Source organism: Flavobacterium sedimenticola (assembly GCF_030053345.1).
GTDB classification, from domain to species: domain Bacteria; phylum Bacteroidota; class Bacteroidia; order Flavobacteriales; family Flavobacteriaceae; genus Flavobacterium; species Flavobacterium sedimenticola.
The window spans coordinates 896,230-918,214 of the sequence record NZ_JASGBP010000001.1 but is presented as its reverse complement, the minus strand read 5'-3'; the positions used below and the strand labels follow the sequence as shown (position 1 = coordinate 918,214).

General features: G+C 40.8%; 17 protein-coding genes and 1 riboswitch. Of the genes, 1 reads left to right on the top strand and 16 read right to left on the bottom strand.

Features of this window, described 5'->3' with window-relative positions; translation table 11 throughout:
- The 8 genes from QHT84_RS04100 to QHT84_RS04065 form a co-directional block, all read right to left on the bottom strand.
- Entirely contained in the window at positions 1 to 1,983 is a 1,983-nt protein-coding gene (locus QHT84_RS04100; RefSeq protein WP_283238261.1) for a DUF3857 domain-containing protein, read from the bottom strand.
- 2 nt (positions 1,984 to 1,985) lie between these two features.
- Positions 1,986 to 3,992, bottom strand: coding sequence for a DUF3857 domain-containing protein (locus tag QHT84_RS04095; protein WP_283238260.1), 2,007 nt, complete (start codon positions 3,990 to 3,992; stop codon positions 1,986 to 1,988).
- A gap of 4 nt (positions 3,993 to 3,996) precedes the next feature.
- Complete coding sequence (locus QHT84_RS04090; protein WP_283238259.1) at positions 3,997 to 5,907, bottom strand: DUF3857 domain-containing protein; 1,911 nt, start codon at positions 5,905 to 5,907, stop codon at positions 3,997 to 3,999.
- A 50-nt stretch (positions 5,908 to 5,957) separates the two neighbouring features.
- Entirely contained in the window at positions 5,958 to 6,410 is a 453-nt protein-coding gene (gene dtd, locus QHT84_RS04085) for a D-aminoacyl-tRNA deacylase (RefSeq protein ID WP_283238258.1), read from the bottom strand.
- A gap of 11 nt (positions 6,411 to 6,421) precedes the next feature.
- A complete protein-coding gene (gene rsgA / locus QHT84_RS04080; protein WP_283238257.1) occupies positions 6,422 to 7,402 on the bottom strand; it encodes a ribosome small subunit-dependent GTPase A in 981 nt (326 codons plus the stop codon).
- 87 nt (positions 7,403 to 7,489) lie between these two features.
- A complete protein-coding gene (locus QHT84_RS04075; RefSeq protein WP_283238256.1) occupies positions 7,490 to 8,014 on the bottom strand; it encodes a hypothetical protein in 525 nt (174 codons plus the stop codon).
- Between the two features lie 101 nt (positions 8,015 to 8,115).
- On the bottom strand, positions 8,116 to 9,198 hold the full coding sequence (locus QHT84_RS04070) for a bifunctional 3-deoxy-7-phosphoheptulonate synthase/chorismate mutase type II (protein WP_283238255.1): 1,083 nt from the start codon (positions 9,196 to 9,198) through the stop codon (positions 8,116 to 8,118).
- Positions 9,199 to 9,302: 104 nt separating this feature from the next.
- Entirely contained in the window at positions 9,303 to 10,130 is an 828-nt protein-coding gene (locus QHT84_RS04065; protein ID WP_283238254.1) for a prephenate dehydratase, read from the bottom strand.
- Positions 10,131 to 10,434: 304 nt separating this feature from the next.
- On the opposite strand from QHT84_RS04065, the gene gldA reads away from it, so the two are divergent.
- Entirely contained in the window at positions 10,435 to 11,334 is a 900-nt protein-coding gene (gldA, locus tag QHT84_RS04060) for a gliding motility-associated ABC transporter ATP-binding subunit GldA (protein ID WP_283238253.1), read from the top strand.
- Between the two features lie 72 nt (positions 11,335 to 11,406).
- Here gldA and QHT84_RS04055 read toward each other — a convergent pair whose 3' ends face one another.
- From QHT84_RS04055 to QHT84_RS04020, 8 genes are all read right to left on the bottom strand, one after another.
- Complete coding sequence (locus QHT84_RS04055; RefSeq protein ID WP_283238252.1) at positions 11,407 to 12,156, bottom strand: GIN domain-containing protein; 750 nt, start codon at positions 12,154 to 12,156, stop codon at positions 11,407 to 11,409.
- Between the two features lie 10 nt (positions 12,157 to 12,166).
- The gene (locus tag QHT84_RS04050) at positions 12,167 to 13,261 is read right to left on the bottom strand and encodes an acyloxyacyl hydrolase (protein WP_283238251.1); all 1,095 of its coding nucleotides are present in this window, start codon (positions 13,259 to 13,261) and stop codon (positions 12,167 to 12,169) included.
- Positions 13,262 to 13,408: 147 nt separating this feature from the next.
- Entirely contained in the window at positions 13,409 to 14,365 is a 957-nt protein-coding gene (gene metF, locus QHT84_RS04045) for a methylenetetrahydrofolate reductase [NAD(P)H] (RefSeq protein ID WP_283238250.1), read from the bottom strand.
- Between the two features lie 82 nt (positions 14,366 to 14,447).
- Positions 14,448 to 17,132 carry a methionine synthase gene (gene metH / locus QHT84_RS04040; protein ID WP_283238249.1) on the bottom strand — a complete coding sequence of 895 codons (2,685 nt, stop codon included), beginning with the start codon at positions 17,130 to 17,132 and terminating at the stop codon, positions 14,448 to 14,450.
- Complete coding sequence (locus tag QHT84_RS04035) at positions 17,132 to 18,121, bottom strand: homocysteine S-methyltransferase family protein (RefSeq protein ID WP_283238248.1); 990 nt, start codon at positions 18,119 to 18,121, stop codon at positions 17,132 to 17,134. Before QHT84_RS04035 ends, metH begins: the two co-directional genes overlap by 1 nt.
- 269 nt (positions 18,122 to 18,390) lie before the next feature.
- A riboswitch (SAM riboswitch) is annotated at positions 18,391 to 18,492 on the bottom strand.
- Positions 18,493 to 18,603: 111 nt separating this feature from the next.
- Positions 18,604 to 19,812, bottom strand: coding sequence for a sterol desaturase family protein (locus tag QHT84_RS04030; protein ID WP_283238247.1), 1,209 nt, complete (start codon positions 19,810 to 19,812; stop codon positions 18,604 to 18,606).
- 43 nt (positions 19,813 to 19,855) lie between these two features.
- Positions 19,856 to 20,959, bottom strand: coding sequence for a homoserine dehydrogenase family protein (locus tag QHT84_RS04025; RefSeq protein ID WP_283238246.1), 1,104 nt, complete (start codon positions 20,957 to 20,959; stop codon positions 19,856 to 19,858).
- A complete protein-coding gene (locus QHT84_RS04020) occupies positions 20,946 to 21,947 on the bottom strand; it encodes an alpha/beta fold hydrolase (protein WP_283238245.1) in 1,002 nt (333 codons plus the stop codon). Before QHT84_RS04020 ends, QHT84_RS04025 begins: the two co-directional genes overlap by 14 nt.
- Positions 21,948 to 21,985: the final 38 nt, after the last annotated feature.

Here is a 21,985-nt window from a genome sequence, read left to right as displayed (position 1 = left end):
TTATGTTTTCTTTAAAACAATTCTTTCGGTTTGTTTATTGACAATTTCTTTGAATACCGTTTTCAATGCTTCATAATAACCTGATCCGATTACAGCAGCATTGATGTCAAAGGTATACAGAATTTGGATTTGATTTCCGTTAGCAGAAATATTATACCGCATTCCTCCCAACATGTCGGGAAGTAAAACAGCCTTAGGCTCTGGAGTAACTTCGATAGTATACCCATCGGGAATTTTTAAATTGATATTGTATTTCACCTGATGAGGGAACATAAAGTCAACCGGATATTGTCGGTTTTCTTGTTTGAAAGGATTTTCACTTATCGTATAAAATAAAAAAGGGGTCAAGTACATCTTGTTCCCGATGATTTCTATGGCTTCGGTAAATTTGAAATTAAAATTTTCGCTGATGGTTTTGGCGTAGTCAGTGGCGCTTTGCACACTATAATCAGAAACCTCTAACCCTTGATGTTGCTTTTGAATTCGATCTATTTGGCTTTCGGGAGCGAAACCGTCATTTCTTTCTTTAAAGAGATATGCATCATAGTGGGTGTATTGATTGCGGATTTTACCGGCTACTTCTCCTTCAGAATCAATTGATGCCATTATGCTTGTTGTTATAGTTGAATTGGTTTTAGGCATTAATTCAATTTCTTCGGCTTCCAAATTCTTTTTAATCAATATTCCCAATTGATTGAGTGCTCTCACCGGAATGTAATTGGGTGCCGCATTTTTATCGGTAGCGTCGAGTAAGTACCTTTTCCCGTTAAGGTTTACAGCAGCTATCACATAATTTAAAAAAGATTTATTTGGAAAAAATGCCTCTCCGTTCTCTCGAGTACTCAACAGTACCGGGTTGGCTTCAAGACCACTCATTTTAAGCATTGCCACCAAAATTAAGTTAATGTCGGCCACATTTCCTGTCCGTTCGACATAGGTCTTTTCCACACCGTTTTTGGTATAGAAACCATACTCGCCGTTCCAATTCATCTTGTTTTTAACGTGATTAAAAACTTTGGTCATCTTGGTCTCTAAGGTATCACCATCTTTGATGATTACTTTTAAATCATTGATAAAATAATTGAATTTTTCGAGTTCGCTTCCGAAATATTTTTCTTTATAAACCGATTTAGCTACATCTGTCCAAGTACCACTGATGCTTTTGGGAGTTTCGTCGGGCATTCTGATAATTTCGAGCTCGTGTTTAATTTTACCATAGTAGTTGTTAATGTTATTGACGTACTTTTCTTCCTTTAAGGCGGGTATATTTTGAGCTTTGTAAACCGACTTGACTTGCTTATAGGTCATCACCATCGATTTATGATATTCATTATCAAAAGATTGCGAACCGTTTTCAATCACATCCTCTTTCTGGAGTTCGACATACCCCGTTTTGATGGCTTTGTAAATATAAAATTCCGGAATTCTCGTGGTGTATTCGATATGATTTACCGGAATATCGTATTGGAATTGAAAATCAGGTAATTCCGAAATATTTTCGGTTTTGAGCTCATAATTAATTGCAATCACGGATCCCACTTTTACGTTGGGGAAAGTAATTTTTCGTACCGTCCAATATTCATTAATTTTTTCTTTAAACCTGCTGTCGCCTGATACTTTTTCCTTTACAATTTTATCATCCTCCAAGTTGTAGGTGTAGGCTTTTTTGATATCGACCGCTTCATCTTCTAAAATTTTATAACCGGTGTAATACGGTATTTGGAAATTAGCCCATTTGAGTCCTTCTTTTTTGTAGATTTTGATTTTTATGGCTATTTCGGTATACGATACAAAACCCGATTTGATGTTATAACTAAAACTCGTTTTCCCTTTTTTATACAATATCGCTGCCGATGCTGCTGTATCGGCAGGAAATGCTTTTTGTTTGAGTTCCGCTTTAGTGACACTTTCCATGTCTAAACTTTGCGAAAAAACGTTAGAAAAAGTGAGTAATACAAAAAGTGAAAATAAGGTTAGGCGCATCACTATACTTTTTTGAGTACAATTTTTTCGGTTTGCTTGGCAATGATTTCTTTAAAGAAGCTCTTCAAGGCATCGTAGTACTCATTGCTTATGATTGCTTGATTAATATCGAGAGAGTATAGTGTTTGTATTTGATTTCCGTTGACTGAAATATTGTATTTCACGGAACCTAAATTATCGGGCATAGCCACGGCTTTAGGTTGCGGCAACGTTTCAACGATGTAGCCATCGGGAATACCAATATTGATGTTGTATTTGTCTTGTTGCGGGAATACGAAATCGATTGGATATTCGCGGGTTTCTTGTTTAAAAGGATTTTCTTCCAAAGCAAAAAATAAGAAGGGAGAGAAATATATTTTATCTCCTATGATTTCTACAGAACCGTCAGCCGAAAAAGTATAATTCTCAACCACCGGCTTTCCTAAATCATTGACGTTCTGAACTTCATACTCTTCAACTTCCAATCCTTTGTGTATTTTTTCCATTCTCTCGATATAACTGTCTTTTGCGATGGCGGCATAATTATCACGATGCAAAAACGCGTTGTAATCAAAATGTTGTTCTCTGACTTTTCCTTTTACTTTACCTTCAGTATCTAAGGAAGCCATAATATTCACAATATCTTTAGAGTTAGAAGTCGGCATCAGGTTAATTTCAGAAGAGCTGCCGTTTTTTCTGATGATTCTTCCAAACCAATTCAAATCGCGTATCGGCAAAATATTAGGCAATGCGTATTTGTTGGTCGCATCGAGTAACACCACTTGGTTTTGAAGTTCTACCCCGCAAATCACGTAATTAAAGGCTGATTGACTTGGAAATATGGCAATACCGTTGGATCGGGTACTCAGCAAAATAGGATTGGCTTCAACACCGGCGTAACGCAACATAGACGTAAGCATTAAGTTAATTTCGCCTACGTTTCCTTTTTTATCTATATAAGCTTTACGAACACCATCATTACAACTGTATCCATAAAAACCGTCCCAATTCATTCTGGATTTTACATAGGTAAAAACAGTGGCAATTTTTTCTTCGTGTGAAGTAATTCCGTTAAGTAATGTATTCAGGTCATTTTCGTAATAACCATTTTTGTTCAATTCTGAGCCAAAACTGTCTTGATCATAGATTTTTTTAGTGACACTTTCCCAATCGGTAGTGAAATTTTCATGTGGCATGTTGGGGACTCTCTTCCCCGATAACTCGTGTAATAATGTCGTTCTGTAATTGTTAATATTATTGGCAAAGGCTTCTTCCTTGAGTGCCGGGACATCAGAAAGCACATATTTCACAATTTTCTCATTAAATTCGAGGGTTGAGTTTACACGCTCTGAACTCTGACCGGACATCCCGGGCATCATGTTTGTCTTGTAAGTGTAATTTATCTTTCTGATCTTCCCGTCTTGGGTGGTCACTGGGGTCAAAAAACCTTTCAAATGGGTATTATAAATATAATATTCGGGAATGAAAGTCGTATATTCAGAATATTTCACAGGTATATTTTTTTGGAATTCCCACTCCGGAAAATTCCAAATAAAAGGAGATTTGATTTCAACTTTGTACTCTATAATCGACCCTTCTTTTACATTGGGCATGGTAATTTTCTTTCTTTTGTAATCATTGTTTATCTTTTCAATGAAGATACCATCGCTACCCAATTTAGTTTTTTCAATTTTACCATTCACCAAATTATAAGTTACTGTTTTGGCAAAGGAAACTTTTTCATTTCCTCCGTCGTAATAGGCAACTGCATAATTTGCTAAATCATACCCTTCTTTTTTGTAAATCTTTATTTTAGTGCTTATTTCGGTAATTATCTGAAAACCATCATCGTAATCATAATCAAAATAAGTCTTCCCGACATTAAATAAAACTGCAGCTACAGCTGCAGTATCATTAGGACACTTTCTCTCTTGCAATTCTTCGATTGTTACTTCTCCCAATTCTTTCTTTTGAGCAGATAAGTTGAAGCAAACTAATAACACGGTTAATGTAAAAAAGTACTTATTCATAAATTTAAGGTTTCGTAATGACTATTTTGGAATTATCGTTTTTGGCAATGGTTTCTCTGAATTTACGATAGGTTTCGTATTTAGACTTATCGTAAAATCCTTTCTTCAATACCATTTTTCTTTTACAGACTATTTTACTGTTTCCCTCCGGAATAAATTCAATCTTATAGTATCCGAATTCATTGTCCAGCATTATCCCCTCGGGCTTTGCTTCTACTACATAGCCTTCGGGTAAGGTGATTTCAGTTAGTGACATATCCGTATACCCTCTGTCTATGGCAAACGGAAATTCACGGTTCTTATATTTCTTGGGTACAAAAGCGTTTTGGTCAAAAGCATTTAACGCAAACAATAACTTGCCGGCAGAATTTTGAGCATAACTTTCGGCTTCCATTTCCAATTCTTCTGTAAACTCAATTTGTTGGACATTATTATGGAACGCTATTTTATTAATCTTGAGGTTATTGATATTACTGAACTCTTCCTTGTAATCTTTAATTTGGTCTTCCCTGCTTTTTCTCTCTTTATGAAAGGACCAATCGTACTGCAAGCCGTTACTAACCATCTTGACTTTACCCGACAGATGACCATTTTCAGTAACTTGGTATTGGGCAGTGGTTGTTTTTAAGTTCTCTTTTTCGGTAAAAGTTTTGGTTTTAACAATCTCTCCTCCTTCGGGCTTTATCAATAATACATTCCGATCATCGGTAAAATCACCTTGAAATCCGAAAGGTTGCACCTGACTGGTACACTCCAACCATACCAAACCGTTGTCCGTAGGCAAGGTAAGTATCGCATGATTGCCTTGCAATGAAGAAAAATCAGACTGCAAATCACGCATCTCTCTATCTCCGGCATACACCACCGTATAATAGGAAGCTACCCCAACCGTTTTGAGCAAAGCCCGGGTATAATTGGTCAATGCTTTACAATCGCCATAACCCAATTTGTCGACATCTTTAGCCAACATGGGTTTCCAACCGCCAATACCGACTTGAACACTGACATAACGTGTTTTTTGTTGTACAAAATGATACACCTTTTTGGCTATTTCTATTGGATTTTTTTCAGTCCCTACTAACTCTTTTATTTTTTCTTGTGTGGCCTCGGGTAATTCATCCGTTCCGCTCAAGAGCGAATCATAATACCATTTTCCGAACTCTTCCCAACTAGACGCTTTTCCTTCGACACTCTCGAGCGCAAAATAATCCAAAGTAAAATATACTATTGGAAAAACATCATAAAAATCGGGAGACAAATCTTCTCTTTTCTTAGCGACCAAATTTTTTGCGGTATAGCTGATTTTTCCGGTGGTTTCATTTTTATTCAATGTGATGCCGTTTGAAAAATTAACCTCTTTGTACCTAAGGTGAAGTTCCGGTTTGTATGTAATGGTAAACTCCGAATTTTGGGTACTGATGAGATACCCCTCTAACGGAACCCATGGCTGTATAAAAGCCGTATTCGCCGTTTCGGTTTTACATTCAAAAATCATGGTAAAAGGATATCCGACAGGGGTATAATCAAGGTAGAGCGCTCTGTTATCATTAAAAATCGAAACACCGTCTGCTACACTAACATCCTTAAAATCCTTTCTTTTATAGGCTTTAATTTCTTTACCGAAACTATCGTATGCGGTTGCTTCAATTCCGGAAACGCGGGTGTTTTTATCATAATGAGCTACTAAATTGAGGTCTTCTAAACCCAATTCGTTTAAAACCGTTACCACTCGGTATTGGTTTACTGTCATCGATTTTTGAGACGATATATGGATATCTACTTTATTGAGCCTGATAATCGCATTAGCGTTTTGCTTTAAACTATCGGGCAACGTAAGAATGCTGTATTCCAGCTTTTGTGCAGTGGCTTGTATTGATATAAAAAACAACAACAATGCCGTAATTCTGATTGTCATGGTTAGGTAAATTTACCCAAATATAAAGAAAAAAACTTACAATTAAAATGCTACTCTTTATTTTTAGTATCGATGATAATCGTGACCGGTCCATCATTGAGCAAGGCTACTTTCATATCCGCTCCGAATTGTCCCGTTTGTACTTTCTTGCCCAATTCGGCTTCTGCCTGCGCGATAAAACGTTCATACAGCGGAATGGCGATTTCAGGTTTGGCTGCTTTGATATACGAGGGACGGTTGCCCTTTTTGGTTAGGGCGTGTAGGGTAAACTGACTTACGATAATCATGTCACCATTGATATCTTTTAGCGAAACATTCATCACTCCATTTTCATCGGCAAAGATGCGCAGATTGATGATTTTGGCGGCTAACCAAGCGATGTCTTCTTGCGTATCACTGTCTTCAAAACCTACCAAAACCAATAACCCCCGCCGAATATCGGCTGTTTTTTGACCTTCAATAGTGACGGAAGCCTGTGTGACTCTTTGGATTAACGCTTTCAAAATAACTTCGTTTATGATTTTCGCGACTCGTCACTGGCGATACGGTCATCGTTGTATATATCAGTACGGTAATGTTCCTCATCGCCTTCTAAGATTTTGAGATAACTGTTATAGCGAGACCAAGCGATTTTGTCTTCCTCCAGCGCTTTTTTTACAGCACAATGCGGTTCATCTTTGTGCAAACAATTGTTGAATTTACAATCCTCTTTAAGTCGAAAAAATTCGGGAAAATAATCGCTGACTTCCGAAGGTTCCATGTCTACAATACCGAAGCCCTTGATGCCCGGCGTATCGATGATTTTGGCACCAAAAGACAAATCGTACATTTCGGCAAAAGTCGTAGTGTGTTGTCCTTGCTTACTTTGCTCGGAAATCTGTTTTGTCTTTAAATTTAAGTTTGGCTCCAAAGCATTCACCAAAGTAGATTTTCCAACACCCGAATGCCCCGAAAACATACTGACTTTACCCACCATCAAATCTTTCAACGCTTGGATTCCTTTACCGTTTATGGCGGAAACCCGTAGACAGCGGTATCCGATTTCGGAGTAAATATGCTGCAAATACAGTTGTTCATCGAGCATGGCGTCATCAAACGTATCAATCTTATTGAAGACCAACACGGCTTCAATCCCATAGGCTTCCGCTGTGACCAAAAAGCGATCGATAAAACTGGTGGTGGTGGGCGGATTGTTGATGGTAACTAGTAAAAAAACGACATCAATGTTGGACGCAATGATATGGGTTTGTTTCGACAAATTGACCGATTTCCGGACGATATAATTTTTTCTGTCGTGGATATGGTGAATTTGTCCGATGACCTCATCGGTTGATTCGTCTATCTCAAAATCAACCACATCGCCCACCGCAATCGGGTTGGTGCTTTTGATGCCTTTCATTCGGAATTTTCCCTTAATACGGCATTCAAAAACCTGATGGTCTTCGGTTTTGACCGAATAGAAACTACCGGTTGATTTGTAAACGAGTCCTGTCATTTCGCAAAGATAAGATTTTACAAGTTACATTTAGAGAATAAAAAAAGTTGCCCTTAGGCAACTTTTACAAAAAATTAAAATATCTTTTTAGTACTTATAGGCTACTCCGGTTTTGATGGCTTGAGAACCTCCTAAAGAATTAGAACTTGCTCCAACTGTAGTTTTATCAGACATCAACAACACAAACGGGCAACCCAATTTGGCAGCATCCATTTTTAACTTTTTAGACGCTTTTTTGTCCCCAGTATTTCCCGTTTGAAAATTAATTAAACCTGTTTTGCCACGAACCTCTCCTGCTTTTTTCAATCCGGCGATATACGATTTCTCCTCAAGGATAACTACTTTCTCCCAATCATCTTCCCCATTGATCACAATTTTTTCAGTAACTTCCTCAACTCTACCCGATTTACCATATACAATTTTCTGTACCGCGTATTTTCCAATCGTGTTTTCGGCATCCTCACCATCATACTTGAATACAATAGTATACTCTTCCACTCTTACTACTTTACCTTTGATTTCTTCGCCATTGTGCTTGGTGATGATATCCACTTGTGCGCTGACAACATTCAAGCAAAGTGTCATCGCAACCATCAAAATAATTTTTTTCATTTTTTTGTAATTTAAAATTAATAGATTGTTTTTATTGCGCGACAATGATACAAAAAAAACCTACGGAAAAGCCGTAGGTTTATAATTTTATCTAAAAAAATTTAACTATTGATAATTTTCTCTTGGTGGCTGATACTTTCCTGATGTATGGCTTTGAATATCCGAAGGATAAATTCTTCACTCAACCCTTTTTGTTCTCCGTCGAGTATCATTTTCCCCAAGACTTCATTCCACCGTTTGTTTTGCAAAACCGCTACGTTTTTTTCCTTTTTTAAGGCTCCGATTTTATCGGCCACTTTCATTCGCTTGCCCAGAATTTCCAAAAGACGAACATCATATTCATCGATATCCAAACGCAAACGCGCTAATCGGTTGTTATAATCATCGGCATCATCGGTTACTTTACGGATGCGTAAATCTTTAAAAATTTGTTTTAAAACTGTTGGTGTTACTTGTTGGGCTGCATCGCTCCAAGCATTGTCGGGATCGATATGGGTTTCGATAATCAAACCGTCGTAATTCAAATCGAGTGCCTGTTGCGACACTTCCTGAATCATATCACGACGACCGGTAATATGTGACGGGTCACAAATTAGCGGCAAATCGGGAAAACGATTTTGCAGCTCAATCGCCAATTGCCATTCGGGGATATTGCGGTATTTGGTTTTTTCATAAGTGGAAAATCCGCGATGAATGACACCGAGTTTTTTGATCCCGGCATTATACAATCGTTCAACACCGCCAATCCACAGCGCTAAATCGGGATTTACCGGATTTTTGACTAAGACAATTTTATCGGTATTCTTTAGCGCATCTGCTATCTCCTGAACCGCAAACGGATTCACCGTAGTACGGGCACCAATCCACAACACATCAATATCGTGTTCCAAAGCCAACTGCACGTGTGCGGCATTGGCGACTTCAACCGCCATAAGCAAACCGGATTGGGCTTTGGCTTTTTGTAACCATTTTAAACCAATAGCTCCGACGCCTTCAAATCCGCCCGGTCGCGTTCGGGGTTTCCAAATGCCGGCACGAAAAACAGACACGTCCGAATCTTTCAATTCAGACGCTATCTTGAGTACTTGTTCTTCGGTTTCGGCACTGCACGGACCGGCAATAACCAAGGGATGACTCAAGTTAAAATCATCCAACCATTTCCTGTTTTCTGTTGTAATCTTCATAGCTGATTTTCTGTTGCAAAATTAGTTTCTTTTTGGGTAAAATGGACGCAAAGCGTTCTGAATTTTTCCGTAACAATCGGGAATAAAAGGATTTCCATCAATCATCATGGCTTGCCTTTCGGGTATTCACCCAACACCTTAAAATGGGTCGTCATTAAAGCGAGTATGTTTTTGGCTTTTTCATAATGCTTGTACTTTTCAAAAACCACATCGACAAAAAAAGAATAGTGAAACGGGGTTTCAATAACGGGCATCGACTGAATTTTGGTTAAATTCAATTTGCAATTGTTCATCACATTGAGCACGGTGGCCAAACTTCCCGGCGTGTCATCCAACTCAAATTTAACCGAAGCTTTGTTGATGGCTTCTTTGGGCCATTCTTTATTGGTGGATTTCAAAATCACAAAGCGCGTTTTGTTGCTTTGTACTGTATGAATTCCGGCCGCCAAAATTTTCAAATCATACAACTCCGCGGCAATTGGTGACGCTACCGCACCAATTCCCGTAAGCTTTTGTTCCTGAATGCGGCGTGCCGTTTCGGCCGTGTCCCTGCTTTCCACTAATTTAATATGCGGATACTGACTAAAAAAAACAGCGCATTGCAACAAGGCTATCGGATGCGAATGAACTTCTTTAAGGTCTTCTATTTTTTGACCGTGGATGGCCATCAAATTCATATGGATATCCAAATAATATTCGCCAATGATGTGCAAATTGTTACGGTCAATCAGCGCGTAATTCGGCACTATCGAACCGGCTATGGAGTTCTCCAATGCCATCACGCCTTTGGCAGCCTCTTGACGAACCAGCTTTTTAGCCACTTCGTCAAATGACATGCATTCGAGGATATCGCCCGATGGTCCGAAATAGTGCTGAGCTACCTGATGATGAAACGAACCCTTAATGCCTTGTATTGCTATTTTTGCTTCCATATATTCAAAAAAAAATCCCAACTTTCGTCGGGATGTGTAGTATTGTTAATTCTCTCTTTATCGTTTGACATAACACCATACCATTCCCGTTCGCTGTCCGAAGAAGAAATACCAGAAATAGTTGTAAAAGGTGTTACTGAGTCTCATAGAAATGTATTGTCTTTGGCTAATGTAAAAAAATAAATCGTTGGTTTTACCAATGGGTGCCAAAAAATCTACGGAAACGTTTTCGTACCCATCATAAAATCGAGAATTATTCGTTATCCTTTGATTAATTAGTACATTTGCGGCAAATTGTTCCTTTATGTCGATAGAAGTTCAAAATATTTCCAAAAGTTATGGTGCTCAAAAAGCACTGGATCAGGTTTCATTCTCTGTTAAAAAAGGAGAAATCGTGGGTTTCTTGGGGCCGAATGGTGCCGGAAAATCGACTTTAATGAAAATATTAACGACGTATATCACCGCAGATGAAGGCAAAGCCTTGGTCAACGGCAAGGACATTACCGAAGCGCAAAAAGAAGTACAGCAATCGGTAGGGTATTTACCCGAACACAATCCGTTATACCTCGATTTGTACGTGCGCGAATACCTGGCTTTTAATGCCGATGTTTACAAGGTGCCGCAATCGCGTATTGAAGAAGTGATTGTGCTTACCGGTTTAACGCCCGAAAGCCATAAGAAAATCGGACAATTGTCTAAAGGATTTCGCCAGCGTGTGGGTTTGGCCACAGCCTTACTCCACAACCCGGATGTTTTAATTTTAGACGAACCCACTACAGGACTCGACCCGAACCAATTGGTAGAAATCCGAAACGTTATTAAGAGCGTAGGGAAAAACAAAACCGTTTTTCTGTCTACTCACATTATGCAGGAAGTGGAAGCCATTTGCGACCGCGTCATTATTATCAATCAGGGAAAAATTGTCACCGACAAAAAACTGGACAAATTGGTAGCCGAAGAAAAAGAACAAATCATCGAAGTCGAATTTGACAAAGCCATCACTGCTGCTACATTGACGCAACTAGTGCATCTTACAAACTTCAAAAACACCGGTGGTAATTTATGGTTATTGACGTTTAACACCGAAGAAGACATGCGCCCGGCGGTATTCGACTTTGCCCAAAGCAACGGATTGAAAACACTTCAAATGAGTTTGAAAAGCAAAAACCTGGAAGAAATTTTTAGGGAAAAAACGAAAAAATAGCTTTCCCCAACAGTCGCTGTATTCAATAAATACCATTTACGAATCACTCTGCAAACTGTGACTGTAAACTGATTAAGGATAAACCACACTTCCCTGATACAGCTCGGTTACATCCACCACCGGTGGCACATTTTTCAGGACCAAATTGCCCGTACTGTTTAAAACACCGCTAATGCTTTGCATCGGTTTTACTATCATGTCATTAGAACCTCTGTGAAACACGCTGATGTTTTGCGCGGTAAAGTTTTGCGCTTCAATACGTCCGTCTCCGAAATAAAAATTAAAAGTGGCCGTATTGGTTTGCCCCGTGATGTAAAATCGAGACACATTATTGTTGGCAATATACAAGTTGTTGTTTTCTATGTGCATCACAAAATCGCCGGTCCCTGCCCCGCTTTCGCCGTCGCCGTCTTTGTCCATCGAAATTAAACTCAGAAACGGATAGGTCAACACCCCATTGGAACTGATTTTCCGGTCGGTCTTAGAATAAATTTCTTCCAAGGTCGGTGTGGTCACATGAATGGTAACCCTACCGTACGAACGCACCCAATTGCAACTGGCATCGTCTTTAAAAACGAGTTGATCACCGTATTGCTTGACTTCCACATTCTCTATAAAATTTTCCCCGGCTTCTATTTGCACCCGATATTCGGGGCCTTCGGTAACCACTACCGCAATACCGCGGTAGACTTTGATACGTTTAAAAGGCAATACCGCTATGTCTTTGGTGATGATTGCGCCGGTGCTTTCCACACAATCGGAAGGCTTTTCACACGCGCTCAAAACCGAAAACAAGACCACAAACCAAACTATTCTTTTCATACGTCCTTATTTAAAATCGATACCCTACACCAAACTCCAAGGCTTCTGCCAAAAAAAGATGTGTTTTAATCGTGAAAGCCCCGAAAAATTGATTCGTAATATAATATTTCATCCCAACGCGATCGTAAATAGCAATGTCTTTTTTAAACGGTTGGTACACATAATAGCCTACTTGGGCCTCGAGCGACAACTTGTTGATGTACAACTCATAACCGGCAAAAAGTCCCACGCGTTTGTAATCGGTGTTCGGATCGAGCTGTTCCTCCGGATAGGCCACCGCATAATAGCGAATGTATTCTTTAAACGACTCCGTCAAAAACAAATCGGTTCCCAACTGCAAGCCCGATTTGCGGTTCAATCGTTTGTCGACATAAAATCCCAAATGATAGAACGGTTTTTGCCCCGATCGAATAATCGGACTCTCGTTAATTCCGGTACGAAACACCACATTGTAATGCAGTGGTTCGCGGTAACTTTTTCGAACTTCTGTGCTGTCAAATTGCGGCGCGCGTGGTTTTTCTTCTGTAAAATTGTACTGCAAACCCACATTGAGTAAAAAGGTATTGATGCCGCTGTTGGGCGATTTAACCCGTCCGTTCGAATAATGGGTAAACAACAATCCGGCATGAAAACCAATCGGATACAGCACTGTTTGATTGGAATAGGCCAAGCCGATATTGGTGTTGTCTAAAATTCGAGTTCCAAAAGCCTTGTTGGTACTGTTGTCGGCCTTGTCATACGGATGGGTCGTCAACGCCACTCCTTGGGCAAACTTGAGTTGCAACTGTCTTTTCCAAAAATAAAAATTGTAAAACGCCCCGGCGGAATAGGTTAACCCCAAAGGCCGACTATTAAAGTCCTGATACATAAAATACCCGCCGTAATCAGGATAATTGTATTCCGTTTGCCACTCTTTGCGCCCGTGGGTTTGCACCGTAAATTCCAACAACAATCCTTGCGGATGCCCGTTAATCAAATGATACATATCTTCTTTGTGCGCAATGGTATTGCCTCGCAAGACCGACACATCCAAGGCAAACGTATTTTTTTGTTGTGCCGTTACAACTGTAGAAATCAGTAAAAAGAAACCGTAAAAATGCCGCATGCTCCGATTGTAAAGGCACAAATATAAACTTTTATCCTTAGGAGCGAATGGCTGGGGCGTTTTTGTGATCGGTTTTCCCGCTGTCCGCTTTGCGCGGCATCGCTGCCATCGGGGCTAGACGGGGATAGTCCTGTGTCTCGGGAAGGCTTAAAAAACTTCTTTGGCAATCGCCTTGATGTTCTCGGCTTTGCCCATCGAGTAATAATGCAACACCGGAATGCCGGCGGCGACCAACTCTTTACTTTGTTGCACACACCAGTCAATCCCGATTTGTTTTACGGCATCGTTGTCTTTGGCCTTGACCACGGCCATAATTAAATCATCGGGCAATTCCAAACTAAAGCGATGCGGAATCAAATTCAGCTGCTTCTTAGTCGCAATAGGTTTCAGTCCCGGAATAATCGGAACGGTAATACCCGCGGCGCGACATTTATCAACAAAATCGAAGAAGCGTTTGTTGTCAAAAAACATTTGGGTAATAATATAATCGGCGCCGTTTTTGATTTTTTGCTTCAAAAAATAGATGTCACTGTCCAAACTCGGCGCTTCCATGTGCTTCTCCGGATAACCGGCCACCCCAATACAAAAGTTGGTCTTGGCCGAATTCTTTAAATCTTCATCCAAGTAAATGCCATTATTCAAATTGCTGATTTGCGTAACCAATTCGCTTGCATACGCATTCCCTTCTTTTTCGGGGTGGAAATAGGTTTCCGTTTTCAAGGCATCACCTCTTAACGCTACCACATTATCAATCCCTAAGAAATCCAAGTCAATCAATAAGTTCTCGGTATCTTCTTTGGTAAAACCACCACACAAAATATGCGGAATGGCATCCACGTTGTATTTGTTTTGAATCCCGGCGCAAATCCCCACTGTTCCCGGACGTTTCTTGACGATTTTCTTTTGTAACAAACCGTTCGGCAATTCTTTGTATTCGTATTCCTCACGATGGTACGTTACATCAATAAACGGCGGATTGAATTCCATTAACGGATCAATGCTGTCAAAAATCGATTGAATGTTTTGGCCTTTCAAAGGCGGTAAAATCTCGAAAGAGAATAACGGTTTACCGTTAGCGTTTTCAATATGTTGGGTTACTTTCATAATTTTAAAATTGCGAGTTGCGAGTTGCGAGTTGCGAGTTGCGAGTTTACTTTGAACCCGAAACTCGTAACACGTAACCAAATTAATCTGCTATATTCGGTGATAGCCACTTCGTTGCTATTTCTGTTGCTATTCCTCTTCGTTTGGCGTAATCTACCACTTGGTCTTCTTTAATTTTCCCAAGTCCGAAATACTTACTCTGCGGATGGGCAAAATAATAACCCGAAACCGAGGCTGCCGGCCACATCGCCATGCTTTCGGTGAGTTTTACCCCAATAGCCTCTTCGACTTGCAACAGTTTCCAAATGGTTGGTTTTTCCAAATGGTCCGGACAGGCAGGATACCCCGGAGCCGGACGAATGCCTTTGTATTCCTCGTTAATCAACTCCTGATTGGATAAATTTTCATCCGAGGCATAACCCCAAATGTCTTGGCGGACTTTTAAGTGCAAATATTCGGCAAAGGCTTCTGCTAATCTATCGCCTAAAGCTTTGACCAAAATCGAATTGTAATCATCTAATTGCTTTTCGAATTCAGCTGCTTTTTCATCCACACCAAAACCGGTCGTGACACAAAAACAACCGATGTAATCTTGCTTTCCACTTTCTATTGGCGCAATAAAATCGGCTAAGGCAATGTTGGGCGCGCCGGCAGTTTTTTGGGATTGTTGGCGTAAGGTTAAAAAGGTTGCGAGTTGCGGGTTGCGGGTTTCAGGTTCTTCGTAAACTGAAATATCGTCGTCATTGACAGTATTGGCGGGAAAAATTCCTAGGATGCCTTTGGCGGTAAACCATTTCTCGGTTACGATTTGGCTGAGCATTTTTTGCGCATCGGCAAACAAAGCGGAAGCCTGTTCTCCTACTACCTCGTCTTTCAAAATCGCCGGATATTTCCCAAACAATTCCCACGATTGGAAGAATGGCGTCCAGTCGATAAAATCAACCAATTGTGCCAGTTCCACTTCAACCGTTTTTGTACCGATGAAATTCGGTTTTACCGGGGTAAAATTGTTCCAATCCAATTGGAGCTTGTTTTTACGGGCTTCTTCAATCGATAGGTAATTTTTGTCTCGACTGCGACTCAAGTAGCCTTCACGCAATTTGTCGTATTCTTCTCGAACCGATTGCACATAACTGTTTTTGGTTTCGGCTTGCAACAAATTGCTGGCCACAGTTACCGCTCGCGACGCATCGTTAACGTGTACTACAGTCGATTGGTATTCCGGGGCAATTTTCACTGCTGTATGCGCACGCGATGTGGTAGCGCCGCCAATCATAATCGGAATTTGGATATTCAGCTTGTCCATCTCTTTGGCCAAATACACCATTTCATCGAGTGAAGGTGTAATCAATCCGCTCAAACCTATAATATCGACACTTTCTCTAACCGCCGCCTCGATGATTTTTTCAGGCGGCACCATAACCCCTAAATCGATGATTTCAAAGTTGTTGCAGGCCAATACTACGGAAACAATATTTTTACCGATATCGTGTACATCACCTTTTACCGTGGCCATCAATACTTTTCCGGCCGAAGACGATTTACCGTCTTTGGAGGCTTCAATATAAGGTAGCAAATACGCCACGGCTTTCTTCATCACACGGGCAGATTTTACTACTTGAGGTAAGAACATTTTCCCGCTTCCAAATAAATCGCCTACGACATTCATCCCGTTCATCAAATGGTTTTCGATGACTTCAATGGGTTTTTCTACCGAAAGACGGGCTTCTTCTACATCTATTTCGATAAACTCATCAATTCCTTTCACTAAGGAATGAGTCAATCGGTCTTGTAAAGAACCGTTTCTCCACTCTTGTACTGCTTTGTTATTGGTTTTGAAATCGCCTTTAAAACTTTCTGCTAAATCCAATAATCTTTCCGTCGCATCTTCTCTTCTGTTCAACAACACATCTTCCACATGTTCCAACAAAATCGGATCGATTTCATCATAAATCTCCAACATTTCGGGATTTACGATGCCCATAGTCATACCGTGTTTAATGGCGTGGTATAGGAAGGCCGAGTGCATGGCTTCACGCACTTTATCGTTCCCCCGAAATGAAAACGACACATTACTCACACCGCCGGAAACACCGGCATAAGGCAGGTTTTCGCGTATCCATTGCGTGGCTTTGAAGAAGTCCAAGGCGTTTAACTTGTGCTCTTCCATACCGGTAGCTACCGGAAAAATATTCGGATCGAAGATGATGTCTTCCGGTGGAAAATGAACTTCATTGACTAAAATGTCATAGCTCCTTTTACAAATATCGATGCGTCTTTGGTAGGTGTCGGCCTGACCTTCTTCGTCAAATGCCATTACGATAACCGCAGCACCGTATCTCTTGATTAATTTGGCATGATGGATGAACGCTTCCTTACCTTCTTTTAAGGAAATGGAATTCACCACGCCTTTCCCTTGAATGACTTTCAAACCGGCTTCGATAATTTCCCATTTCGAGCTGTCAATCATTACCGGAACGCGGGCAATATCGGGTTCGGCGGCAATTAAGTTCAGGAATTTGGTCATGGCATAAACCCCATCCAACATTCCTTCGTCCATATTGACATCGATGATTTGAGCACCGCCTTCTACTTGGGCACGGGCAATATCGAGGGCTTCTTCGTATTTCTCTTCTTTAATCAAACGCAGGAATTTGCGCGAACCGGTCACATTGGTACGTTCTCCTACGTTGATGAAATTGGATTCCGGCGTAACGATTAACGGTTCTAAACCGGATAGTTTTAAGTATTTGGTTGCTTCCGCCATTATATCGTTTCTAAAATTGTTCTGGGTTTGAATTGAGCCGCTACCTCAGCGATGGCTTTGATGTGTTCCGGAGTGGTGCCGCAACAACCGCCAATGATGTTCACTAAGTTATCCTGCAAATACTCGCGAATCAACGCTTGCATTTCGGCCGGTGTTTGGTCGTATTGCCCAAACGCATTGGGTAAACCGGCGTTGGGATGTGCCGAAATATTTAAAGAGGTGTTTTGCGCCAATCTTTTCAGATACGGTTTTAACTGGTCGGCACCCAAAGCACAGTTGAATCCAATGGACAATAACGGAATATGCTGAATGGATATCAAAAAAGCTTCAACCGTTTGTCCGGAAAGTGTTCTTCCTGAAGCATCGGTAATCGTTCCGGAAACCATTACGGGTATGTCTAAATGTCTTTCTTCTTTGACTTCTTCGATGGCGAACAAAGCCGCTTTGGCATTGAGTGTGTCGAAAATGGTTTCTACCAAAAGTACATCACAACCGCCATCAATTAAAGCTTCCACTTGCTGTTTGTAGGCGATGCGCAAATCGTCGAAAGTGACGGCGCGGAAACCCGGATCGTTTACATCGGGCGACATGGAAGCCGTACGATTCGTTGGTCCGATGGAACCGGCTACAAAACGCGGTCTGTCGGTGAACTCGTCAGCGACTTCACGGGCAATTTTGGCAGATTGGTAATTTAACTCATACACCAAATCTTCCATGTGGTAATCGGCCATGCCGATGGTGGTTCCGGAAAACGTATTGGTTTCTACAATATCGGCGCCGGCTTGAAAATATAGGCGGTGGACTTGTTTTACCGCTTCGGGTTGGGTAATCGACAACAAATCGTTGTTGCCTTTTAACGGATGTGGAAAATCCTTAAAGCGCTCGCCACGGAAATCGGTTTCGGAGAAGTTGTTGCGCTGTAACATGGTTCCCATCGCACCGTCGAGGACGAGGATTCTTTCTTTGATGGCGTCTTGTATTTTTGACATAGTATTTTGAGTTGTTCGGTTGTTGGTTGTCGGTTGTCGGTTAGACTACTGACTCCAAAAAATCAATACATTTTACTTTTTTAGCCCCGATGGCAGCAAAATCCTTTATTGTTTTGTCCTTCGACAGGCTCAGGATGACAAAACAATAAAGATTGACGCGGACAGCGGGAATAGGGATTGCAACAATGCGCAAACCATTCGCTCACACTTCGACAAGCTCAGTGTGACAATATCATAAAAGTATCAGGAAAGTAAGATAGAATATCTCTGGGTTATCTTTTCTCATAGTGAGATAGAATGTAGCACCTTCTTTTGGCAAAGGGTTGCTAAGCTTTCATCGGGTCTATTCCCTCCGGCTTTCGTGATAACAAACATGATGTTAATGAACGGTGCAAAGTAAGGACACAGAATTCACATTTGCAAGGGTTTTGAAAAAATAAAAACCTACAACGTTGTAGTGCTGTAGGTTTTTGTGGTAAAGGTTAGTTGGAAAATAAAAATCTCTGATAAGTTGTATGGATGGTTTTGTAAAACAGTAAGGTTAAAGTGTATATCATCAGTATTAGTGCAGTGACATAAATGGTCATTACGGTTTCGTTAAAAATAAAACAGAGGATACTGAATCGGGCAAACTCAAGGTGGAAAATCCAACGTTTCTGTTCGAGCATGGCGCCGGTAATGATTACACTCAAGACGATAAAGGTTGTCATTAGCCAAAGATTAATCGGCGAGATATGGTGTGAAAATAAAATGGTACCAAAAAGTACAATAATTGTAGTAATGGTCTTGATTTGTATCGCACGGATGAGTTTTTCGGTGTATTGAATATGGGTTACTTTTTGGGACAATTTCCGCTCCAAAAGGGTTCTGATTCTCGGGTCATGATCATTCGGACTTCCGAAAATGATTTTGAGTTTGGCTTTAGTAGTTTTGGCCAAACGAACAGCAACAATCAGTTCAAGAAAATAGTGAAAATGTTGCCAAAGGAAACTGTGACTTCCCAGTGATTTGGTTAAACCGTATTGGGGTTCGGCTTTTTCTTCGGCAAAAGTCCCGAAGATTTTGTCCCAAATAATCAGCATGTCACCATAGTTTTTATCCAAATATTCCGGATTGCTGCTGTGGTGCACCCGATGGTGTGAGGGCGTCACGATAATGTATTCGAGCCAACCCAACTTCCCAACGAGTTGCGTGTGTGTGAAGAACGGATACGTTCCGTGAATGAGCAATAAAACGGTAATCATTTCTGCCGGAAAACCGATGATGGGCAAAATACTCCAAAACAAACCGCGAAATACCGCTTGGATAACTGTGATTCTGGCCGCTGCCGTGTAATTGAAATCATCACTTTGATGGTGAACAATATGGGCAGCCCAAAACAAGTTGATTTCGTGACCGAAGCGATGGTACCAGTACCAAACCAAGTCAGTCGCCAGAAATAATAAAATCCAAGTCAGCCAGTTGCTCTCAATAGTAAAGACCGCCCAATTTTGATGCAACCAAGTAAATACAAAAAAGAAGGTTCCGGTGGTCAGCAAATCGGATATCCGTTCCACAATTCCGACATTGAGATTGGCTATGCTTTCGTTAAACTGATGTGTTTTTCTATTTTTTCTTCGACTGATGTAATATTCCAACAGCATGAAAAAGACAAAGAACGGAATGGCCAAAGCAATATATTCCAGCTTCATAGCGTATCTTTTTATTTAAGTTTTAAAACAACAATAACCCTTTTTAGGAAAGCCAAATCGCTTCCCGAATTTTGATTTTCTCGGCTACTTTGAGAATATCGGTCAAAACACCGCGTGCCGTGACTTGTTTTCCCGCACCGGCGCCTTGAATGACGATTGGGATGTCGCCATAGGATTGGGTATAAATTTCAATCAAGTTATCCGCACCTTGGAGTTGGCCGAGTGCCGAACTTTTGGGCACCGAAACCAGTTTGACTTTAAGTTGTTTGGTCTTCACCTCCAATTCGCCTACATACCGAAGCACGTGGTTATCAGCTTGGGTAATTTTGGCGATTTGAAACGGTTTGTCGAACAACTGTTTGTTAACGGCATACTCGGCTTTGGTGTTTTTTTCATTCAGATTGGGAAGCAAAAGGGATTCTATTTTGATATCGGAAAACTCCAATTCCTGTTCGAGTTCTCGGGCCAGTATTAACAACTTTCGGGCAACGTCATGTCCGGATAAGTCATCACGGGAATCGGGTTCGGTGTACCCCTTTTTTTCAGCATCGCGTAAAATTTTAGAGAACGTTAAATCTTCTGCTGAAAATCGGTTGAAAATGTAACTCAACGAACCCGAGAATACACCACGGATTTTGGTGATTTCTTCGCCTGAAAAATACAAATCGTTGATGGTTTGAACCACCGGCAAACCGGCGCCTACATTGGTTTCGTAGAGAAAAGTCTTGTCGAACTTTTTGAGATTTCTTCGCAATTCTTTGTAGAAGTCGGTATGCAACGTATTGGCTTTTTTATTGGCCGCCACGATGTTGAACCCGTTTTGGATTAGCGGAATGTAATTTTTGATGATTTCCTCGCTGGCCGTGGCGTCAACGGCTATCAGGTTTTCCAATTGTTGTTCTTGAACGTATTCGATGATGTCTTCGATGCGGAACGGAATGGCCGATTGGGCAAAGTTGGCTTCCCATTGGTTTTTTAATCCGTCTTTTTCAAAAAAAGCCAGAGTCGAATTGGTAATGATGGGAAATCTCAGGTCGATGTTTCTTTTTTCGAGGAAGAATTTTTGGCTCTCAATGACCTGATTGATTAAAGTACTCCCGACGTTTCCGATACCGAAGAGAACTATATTGATTCTAAGCGCTGACATAATGGTTTTGTTTTTGTTTGTTAAAAATAGGAGCTAATATTTGGGCTAACTGTTCGAACTCGATTAAGAAAGCGTCGTGTCCGTGGATGGATTGGATTTCGTGATAGAACACATTTTCCTTGATTGGCTTTAAGCTTTCAACCGTTTCACGGTTTTCCTCCGGAATAAAAAAGTAATCGGTATCTACAGCGATTACGTGAATATTTCCCTGAATGTCATTGACCACGGTCAAAAAATTGCCTCTGTCACGGGTAATATCATTCGTTTTGAGCAGATGGTTCATCAATTTGTAAGCCGATAAACGAAAGCGGTTTTTGAGTTTGATGCCGTGATTGGCCAGCCAGTTTTCGATTTGAAACACCGAAGAATCTTGGAACTTGTTTCGTTGAAAGCGTTGGTTTACGGACTGTGGTGTTCGGTACAACAACATAGCGTGCAAACGCGCATCGGCAATCGGATCATCGGAATTGTTGAGGATTTGGTCTTGAATTAACACGTTGGCAATCACCCAATCGGTCGCTTTCCAATCGGTGGCAATTGGGATTAAATTATGAACCGCATTGGGTTTCAAAACCGCCATTTCCCAGGCTACGGCACCACCTAAACTACCGCCGATCACCGCAAAAACGTCGTTTATTTTAAGAAAGGATAACCCTTCCCAAAAAATGCGGGCTACGTCGCGAATGCTAAAATCTTTGTAATTGGTAATCAAATTACCGAAGTTGTCGTCATAACCGTTTCCGGGAATGTTGAAAGCGATTACCGTAAAGTAATTTGTGTCGATGATTTTTTCGGCACCTATTACGTCGTTCCACCAGCCGTTTTCACCGGACACATTGGAATTCCCGGTCAGGGCGTGATTGACCACTACTGTCGGGGCCGAACCGATGGGTTGCCCGAAAGTTTGGTAAAACAGCGGAATATAAGGTCGTTGTTTTCCGTTTTCCAATCTAAAATCAAACAAGTCTATTTTTTCTAATTTTTTCATATCCTCTTTTTTTAGCTGTTTTTTAAAAGACTGTCCTC

What these genes read in the sequence shown, in the direction of transcription:
- QHT84_RS04100 (WP_283238261.1), bottom strand. Translation starts at nt 1,983, where the DNA reads ATGCGCCTAACCTTATTTTCACTTTTTGTATTACTCACTTTTTCTAAC.
- QHT84_RS04095 (WP_283238260.1), bottom strand. Translation starts at nt 3,992, where the DNA reads ATGAATAAGTACTTTTTTACATTAACCGTGTTATTAGTTTGCTTCAAC.
- QHT84_RS04090 (WP_283238259.1), bottom strand. Translation starts at nt 5,907, where the DNA reads ATGACAATCAGAATTACGGCATTGTTGTTGTTTTTTATATCAATACAA.
- rsgA (WP_283238257.1), bottom strand. Translation starts at nt 7,402, where the DNA reads ATGACAGGACTCGTTTACAAATCAACCGGTAGTTTCTATTCGGTCAAA.
- QHT84_RS04075 (WP_283238256.1), bottom strand. Translation starts at nt 8,014, where the DNA reads ATGAAAAAAATTATTTTGATGGTTGCGATGACACTTTGCTTGAATGTT.
- QHT84_RS04070 (WP_283238255.1), bottom strand. Translation starts at nt 9,198, where the DNA reads ATGAAGATTACAACAGAAAACAGGAAATGGTTGGATGATTTTAACTTG.
- QHT84_RS04065 (WP_283238254.1), bottom strand. Translation starts at nt 10,130, where the DNA reads ATGGAAGCAAAAATAGCAATACAAGGCATTAAGGGTTCGTTTCATCAT.
- gldA (WP_283238253.1), top strand. Translation starts at nt 10,435, where the DNA reads ATGTCGATAGAAGTTCAAAATATTTCCAAAAGTTATGGTGCTCAAAAA.
- QHT84_RS04055 (WP_283238252.1), bottom strand. Translation starts at nt 12,156, where the DNA reads ATGAAAAGAATAGTTTGGTTTGTGGTCTTGTTTTCGGTTTTGAGCGCG.
- QHT84_RS04050 (WP_283238251.1), bottom strand. Translation starts at nt 13,261, where the DNA reads ATGCGGCATTTTTACGGTTTCTTTTTACTGATTTCTACAGTTGTAACG.
- metF (WP_283238250.1), bottom strand. Translation starts at nt 14,365, where the DNA reads ATGAAAGTAACCCAACATATTGAAAACGCTAACGGTAAACCGTTATTC.
- metH (WP_283238249.1), bottom strand. Translation starts at nt 17,132, where the DNA reads ATGGCGGAAGCAACCAAATACTTAAAACTATCCGGTTTAGAACCGTTA.
- QHT84_RS04035 (WP_283238248.1), bottom strand. Translation starts at nt 18,121, where the DNA reads ATGTCAAAAATACAAGACGCCATCAAAGAAAGAATCCTCGTCCTCGAC.
- QHT84_RS04030 (WP_283238247.1), bottom strand. Translation starts at nt 19,812, where the DNA reads ATGAAGCTGGAATATATTGCTTTGGCCATTCCGTTCTTTGTCTTTTTC.
- QHT84_RS04025 (WP_283238246.1), bottom strand. Translation starts at nt 20,959, where the DNA reads ATGTCAGCGCTTAGAATCAATATAGTTCTCTTCGGTATCGGAAACGTC.
- QHT84_RS04020 (WP_283238245.1), bottom strand. Translation starts at nt 21,947, where the DNA reads ATGAAAAAATTAGAAAAAATAGACTTGTTTGATTTTAGATTGGAAAAC.